4 protein-coding genes are annotated in these 6567 nt (G+C 46.9%); 1 reads left to right on the top strand and 3 read right to left on the bottom strand.

All coding sequences use genetic code 11. The annotated features are described in order from the left end of the window. Positions 1-377: 377 nt before the first annotated feature. Positions 378-2030, bottom strand: coding sequence for an alpha-amylase family glycosyl hydrolase (locus QUB12_RS36305; protein WP_333310940.1), 1653 nt, complete (start codon positions 2028-2030; stop codon positions 378-380). A 485-nt stretch (positions 2031-2515) separates the two neighbouring features. Next, positions 2516-3235, bottom strand: coding sequence for a response regulator transcription factor (locus QUB12_RS36300; RefSeq protein ID WP_333284065.1), 720 nt, complete (start codon positions 3233-3235; stop codon positions 2516-2518). Between the two features lie 397 nt (positions 3236-3632). On the opposite strand from QUB12_RS36300, the gene QUB12_RS36295 reads away from it, so the two are divergent. Continuing rightward, positions 3633-5501 carry a PAS domain-containing sensor histidine kinase gene (locus tag QUB12_RS36295; protein WP_333310938.1) on the top strand — a complete coding sequence of 623 codons (1869 nt, stop codon included), beginning with the start codon at positions 3633-3635 and terminating at the stop codon, positions 5499-5501. A 749-nt stretch (positions 5502-6250) separates the two neighbouring features. On the opposite strand, the gene QUB12_RS36290 is transcribed toward QUB12_RS36295, so the two are convergent. Next, the coding region (locus tag QUB12_RS36290) for a hypothetical protein (protein ID WP_333310936.1) at positions 6251-6567 on the bottom strand (317 nt) is incomplete at its 5' end.

The following is a 6567-nucleotide window of genomic DNA, read 5'->3' as shown; positions in this document are numbered from 1 at the left end:
CTGAGGGATAACCGCTCCCATGCTCCCGATGAAGTAAGAAGCAAATGTCGAGACTTGTCTAGTATTTGTGTAGCAGAGTAGGACACGGCGCCATGCCCATAGGTGTCAACTTAGCGTTAAACCCGCACTCCGGCAGTCCGGCAGGGGTTGAAACCCCTGCCTCAAAGCCGAAGTCCTCTGAAGAGGACTGAAAAACTCATTAGTCCTCTTCAGAGGACTTCAGCTATTAGACAGGGACTTCAGTCCCTGGCGGACTGCCGGGTGGGAGGACTGGCGGACTGATAGATTAAGTTGACACGACGAAAGGCAGTGCCGTTTTCCTACATAATGATTATTTTGGGGTAGGGAAACGGCGAAAGCCTTTGTCCTCCGTTGCCTTACTGCCAAACAAACACTTTGGCTTCGTATTCCGGCAAGTCAATCATAATATTGTCATCGCCCGATTCAATATCATAATTCCCCGTCCATTCGTGCCAATTTCCGTTTGCAGGGAAGTGGGGAACGCTGTAACCTGCCAGATAATTTTCCGACCAATTCACCACTACTACAACTCTCGAACCTTCATCGTTCCAGCGAGTGTAAGCAAAAACTTTCGATTCGGGGTCTTCGTGGAAAAAGTCGATGTTTTCTGTGTAAAGTGCTTGGTTATTTTTACGCAGGTGAATCAAGCCTTTGTAGTATTCCCACAAACTTTTATTGAGGTCATTTCCTAGCAGCGTCCAGTCAATTTTAGCTTGCTCAATTGTTTTGGCTTTGTATTCGCCAAATTCTTCGCCCATCCAAATCAGCGGCACGCCAACTGCTGTCATTAACACCACCGTTCCCAACTTCGCTCGCTTGAATGCTGCTTCATCCAAAATCCCGCACGAACCCAATTCGGCAAAAAGGCGATCGTGGTCGTGATTGGTCAAATAATTCACTACATTCGTAGCACCCAAGTAACCTTGCCGCTTGCAGTCAATCACATCTTTAAGGCGTTCTAAATCAAAAAAGTCGCCGCACAGTTGTGGAACGATGCAGTGATAGAAACTGTCGTGCCAGCAGCCGTCCATCGGCCCGTCTACATTCGTGATGCTGGGATCGTCGGGAATGTATTCGGCAACGGTATAAAACGGTTTGGGGCCGGCGGCATTTTTGGCTTCTTGAACTACCCAGTGCATGAAATCGTAGTTAGCAATTTGTCGCGCCGCGTCGAAACGAATGCCGTCGAGATGATATTCTTGAATCCAGAAGCGGACTGTATCGCCAGCAAATTGGCGCGCCGGGAAAGTTCCTAAGTTTTCGTCGTAGAATTCGTAGTTAAATTCCGGGCCCCAATTGTTGTCAGGATCGCGGGGTTCGTGGTGGTACCAATAATCGTGATCGATTTGAGTGAGGGGGCTCGATGCTTCCGAGTGGTTGTAAATCCCGTCCATGATGACGCGAATACCGCGCCCGTGACACTCGTCTATCAGGTTTTTGAGTTCTTCTGTGGTTCCGTAGCTGGACTCGGAAGCGAAGAAGTAGCGGGGGTTGTAGCCCCAACTGTAGTCGCCTGGGTATTCTTTGATGGGCATGAGTTCGATCGCGTTGATGCCGAGTTCGACTAGGTAATCGAGTTTTTCGACGACGTGCTTGTACTGGCCGCGGGCGAAGGGATCATCTTCGCCACCGGAAAAGTCGGCAATGTGCATTTCATAAATCACTAATTCCCGATCGGCTGGCAGCGGTTTGTCGTCGTGTCTCCAGACGTAGGTATCGACAATGCGATCGCCATCTTTGATCCGAACAATGCCGTTTTGAGTGGGATTGTCGATGTCAGTCGCGTAGGGATCGACCACATCTACCCACTGATCTGGTTCCACAAACCAGCTTTTCGACTGAACGCGGAATTTGTATTGATAAACGCCATCCTCCAACTCAACTCGCGTGCGGAAATACCCCTCTTTGTCCTTTTCCATCGGAATATCTTCCCAATTAGAAAAAGAGCCAATCAAGGCAGCTCCTTTGTTGTAGGGAGCAAATAACTTGAATTCAATTGGAGCGGCCATAATACCTCTTTCTAAAATATTTCAGTAGCAGTAGATACTTTTAATTTCGCAAATTTAAGCGAACTCAGCATCACTCTACGGATATAATTTCTTTAAGGCTTAACTATTCCTAAAAGTATCGTCATCTGGCCTGTGCCTGCGCCTTTTATGAAGTGAAATCGCGCCATATCGGCAGTGCGATCGAAGTTTATTTAACTGGGGATCGCTCAACAATAAGTATTGGTACTACGATAGTTTTTTAGCATCTATCTTAAGGTAGATTCGTTTTTTTTAATATTTAAAAAAATATCTGTACTGGGATAGATGCGGGTTTAAACTTTATCACTTTTTTAACAACCAACAATTGCTCGGCTAGTGCACACTGCCTGCCCTAATTTTTTGGTAACAATTAGTCAGTCGGTGTACACTGCACACCATAAATCAGTGGCAGTAAGGTGCGCCCAGCGCACCCTACTTTTAACTTGATTTGGCCTGATGATAAGGCTTCATCCAACCAAGCCAGAACGCAGGGCGAGAACGGCTGCCTGAGTGCGGTCATCAGCGCACAACTTGTTCAAAATATTCCGGACGTGAGTCTTGACTGTACCGACAGTAATGTACAGCTTTTCGGCGATTGCAGCATTGCTGTAACCCTGCACGATCAGTTCCAAAACCTCTAATTCCCGCTCGGTTAAAGGGTAAGTCTCAATGATGTGACTAAACTCAGGTTCGGCCGCCTTAATTGTGACTCTTTTGCCCTCAGCCTTCGGTTCTTCCGGCGCAGGTTCCTGAGTGCGAGCTTGTTTCAGGACGATACGGGCGATCGCCGGATCGATCCAAGAGTTACCTTCGTGAGTTACTTTTACTACATCTAATAACTGATCGAAGCTAATATCTTTCATGCAGTAAGAATCAGCTCCGGCGGCAAAAGCTGCCAGAACTTCTTCTTCATTGTCCTGAAAAGTCAGGATCAAAATTTTTGTATCAGGATCGGACTCCGCTACCGATTTCTTGAACTTTTGTGTAAGTTCAATGCCATCAAAATCCGGCAAGCCAATGTCTACAATTGCCACGTCAGGTTTTGAAGACTGAAGCAGTTTCAATCCCTCTGTAGCGTTAGCTGCATCGCCGACAACTTCTATCGTCTCACGCTGTTGTAAAGCAGTGCGGATGCCGACTCTTGTCAGGTCATGGTCTTCTACCAAAGCAACGCGAATTTTACTCATCTTTCTTCCAATAGCCCGCTAAATTTTTAAAATATCGTCAACTGACTCAGCTAAACTGAGAAAATTTGAGAATGTGTCCTGATTTAGGGTTTTACAGGTCGCACATCATTTTTAAGCATACTCATGCAGCCGCCAAGAATGCAAGTTAATTTTTAAGTTATTTTGCGGCGATGCCTGCACGAGCCCGATCGGGACAGGTAAGCTCTCAATGTTTCAATAGTTTAACTGAATTATCTCATTGTCCGCCCGTTGATAGAGGTAAGGATACCACTACCCAGATAAATTTAAAGTATAAAAAATTTTGATGCACTTGGGCCCTCAAAATCAATAAAGCTAGCAGCACGAGTCTTTAATCGGTGTTAGGGCTCTAGTCCAACGCTTATTTATATAACCTGTTATGACTCAGTATCACGGCAATAAGTCTTTTCCCTCGGAGTTTTCCGACTCGGAAATCTTACACAAAGTATCTGAAATAACATCCCCCCAACCGCAAGTTGGCGACTGCCAAACTCAGGACGATCGCCTGTGGTCGGCAATTCCTCACATAGTTTGGAAAACAAATGCCGACGGCTGGGCGACTTATTTCTGTCAGCGCTGGGAGGAGTACACCGGGGAACCAGCAGCAGCAGCTTTGGGTTTCGGCTATCTGGCGCGCGTCCACCCAGAAGACCGCCCTCGTCTATTGGCGAGATCGCACACTTCTAAGTTCCCGTCGCCAAGCTACGAAATTCTATTTCGTCTGCAGACGCGAGAGGGCACTTACCGCTGGAACGTGGCCAGAGGATGGCCCGCTAATCTAGACAGTCAGGAAGTTTTGGAGTGGGTGGGAACCTACATAGATATGGAACCGATCGAACAAACTCAAGCCGAGCCCCAAGCAGAACCAGAGTTTTGGCGCCATCAAGCGTGCTCGAAAGCTAATTTCAAAGATGAAAAATTGTGCGAAGCCCGGACGGTAATAGAGGCGGGGCGGGATTTACAGGTGATAGAGCAGTTTACAAATATATTGAGCCAGCGCGCGGGTAATTGGGGTGAATTGTTGCAAGCCATCGCGGACGCGACTGTGGAGGCGATCGCCGGAGCGGAATTTTGCCTAGTTGCTCTTCTGGAGTCCGATTGCAGCGGCCTCAAACTCAGCGCTGTCGGGGGCACGGAAAACTTTGGTGGGGGCAAAACCCCGCACGTGCAAAACAAGCTGCTGTGGAAAGCATTTGCGACGGGAGAGTCTGTACTGTGGCGGTCGGAGTGCGGCAAAGGCTTGTTGCCGGCGGCGGCTTGTGCAGCGGCGATCGAGTGGGGGCAAAGCGGGCGTTTGGGTGTGTTGGCCATCGGCAACGGGAAGGACAGCACGGCGATGGACAGGCATACTCAGAAACTGCTGGCGGTGATGGGAAAACAAGCGGCGATCGCGATTAACAACGCGCTGGCGATCGAAAAATTAAAAAAGCAGGAACAGCTTTTAGACTTGCAAAACGAGCTGCTAATTCGTCAGCAGGAAGAACTGGAAAATCAGGGGCGACGCATTCACCAGCAAAAATTGGAACTGCTAGAAGCAGCCAAGTTAAAATCGCAATTTTTGGGCATTATGTCCCACGAATTGCGAACTCCCATGAATTCGATTATCGGCTTTTCCCAATTGCTGCTGCGCCAGCACAAACAACTGCTGACCGCCCAGCAAACCGAAATGGTGGGACGCATTTTACATAACGGCAAAAATCTGCTACTGCTAATTAACGATATCCTCGACCTCTCCAAAATCGAGAGTGGCCGCACAGAATTAAAAATTGAAAAATTTCATTTAGCGCATTTAGTAATGGATGTGGCCTTGGAATTCGGAAATCAAGCCACCGATAAGAATGTGGCCATGTCCGTCAGCGTGTGCTTGCAGGATCAGTTTATAGTTAATGACAAGTTGCGCCTGCGGCAAATTTTGACCAATGTCGTTTCCAACGCGGTTAAATTCACACATGAGGGCAGCATTTACATTGAGGTGCGGGAATTAAATCGCGATCGGCTAATTATCACCGTTCGGGATACAGGAATCGGCATCTGTGAAACCGATCTTCCCCACATTTTCGACAAATTCCATCAAGCCGACCAAACCACAACTCGCAAATATCCAGGCACCGGTTTAGGACTAGCGATTACTGCCTCTTTAGTCAAAATGATGAAGGGCACAATTAGGGTCGAAAGTCAGCCCAAAAAAGGTTCGACATTTCGGATAGAATTCCCGCGAAAAATTTATCCGAAAAAACTCATTTGCTGACTGAAAACTTTTTTATATTTCAATACGGTGCAGTTAATCCCGATCCCCCCTAGCCAAGGGCGGGCACTCTTGGCACCGCCCCTACGAATGGGGGGACAAGAACTTATTCAAAGTCAACCCCTACTCCCCTTCTTAAGGGGGATGCGAGGGGGAACTCCGAGGAATAAACAGTTTTAACCCAAGCGTATTGTTTTATATTTATTAGAATGGCCGGTTTTCACGGCTCATACAAAAACTTTCGTCCCTCTCTATAGCAATCCTAAATGATTTGTGTAATTCTTGTAGGGGCAAAACCCACGCCCGGTTGCCCCGCCTTGGCAGGGGTAGGCACTCTTAGCACTACCCCTACATATTTTTACAACTGATGCGAGGATTGCTAAGTAGGTGTGCAGAATTAATTACACAATATTTCTACTGAAACCCTTGCCTAGCAAGGAGTCTTTATGTAATTAATTTTGTGTGGTTACTTATAAGACACGAAAGAATAAATAAGACTAAGAGCAAAAAAAGGTTTTACCGAAAAATTGGGTCTAAAGCCCCGTCCTTTTAGGACGGCTTTTCCTCTTTAAGCTTATCAATCCAGTCCTCTACAAGTTGGGTCATTGTTTTTTCTTTCTGTTTGGCAATTCTCCGCAACTTCTCTAGCCGACTCACGGCAATGCGAATACTTAATCTTTCTCTGACCATTTGGCTACCCAATTGCTACCTATTATGTTATCATAGTTAGCATGAAAACATTGAAGTTCAAGCTATATCAAAGCAAGCGGAATAAACACCTCAAGCGAAGTATCAATGCTGCGGGGGTGATTTATAACCATTGCATTGCACTCCATAAACGGTACTACCGGATGTGGGGAAAGCATTTGAATTGTGCAAAACTTCAATCGCATATTGCCAAACACAGAAAGCGTAAAGCGTTCTGGCAAACGGTCGGCTCTCAAGCGGTGCAGGATATCTGCCAACGAATCTCGATCGCCTACCAACTTTTTTTTAAGCATCACAAGAAAGGAGTTAGACCTCCCGGATTCAAGAAAGTTCGCAGATACAAATCGTTCACTCTCAAGCA

It is taken from the genome of Microcoleus sp. B7-D4, from assembly GCF_036705125.1.
Taxonomy (GTDB): Bacteria; Cyanobacteriota; Cyanobacteriia; order Cyanobacteriales; family Microcoleaceae; genus Microcoleus.
The sequence above is the reverse complement of the archived record's forward strand: the minus strand, read 5'-3'. Positions and strand labels throughout refer to the sequence as shown.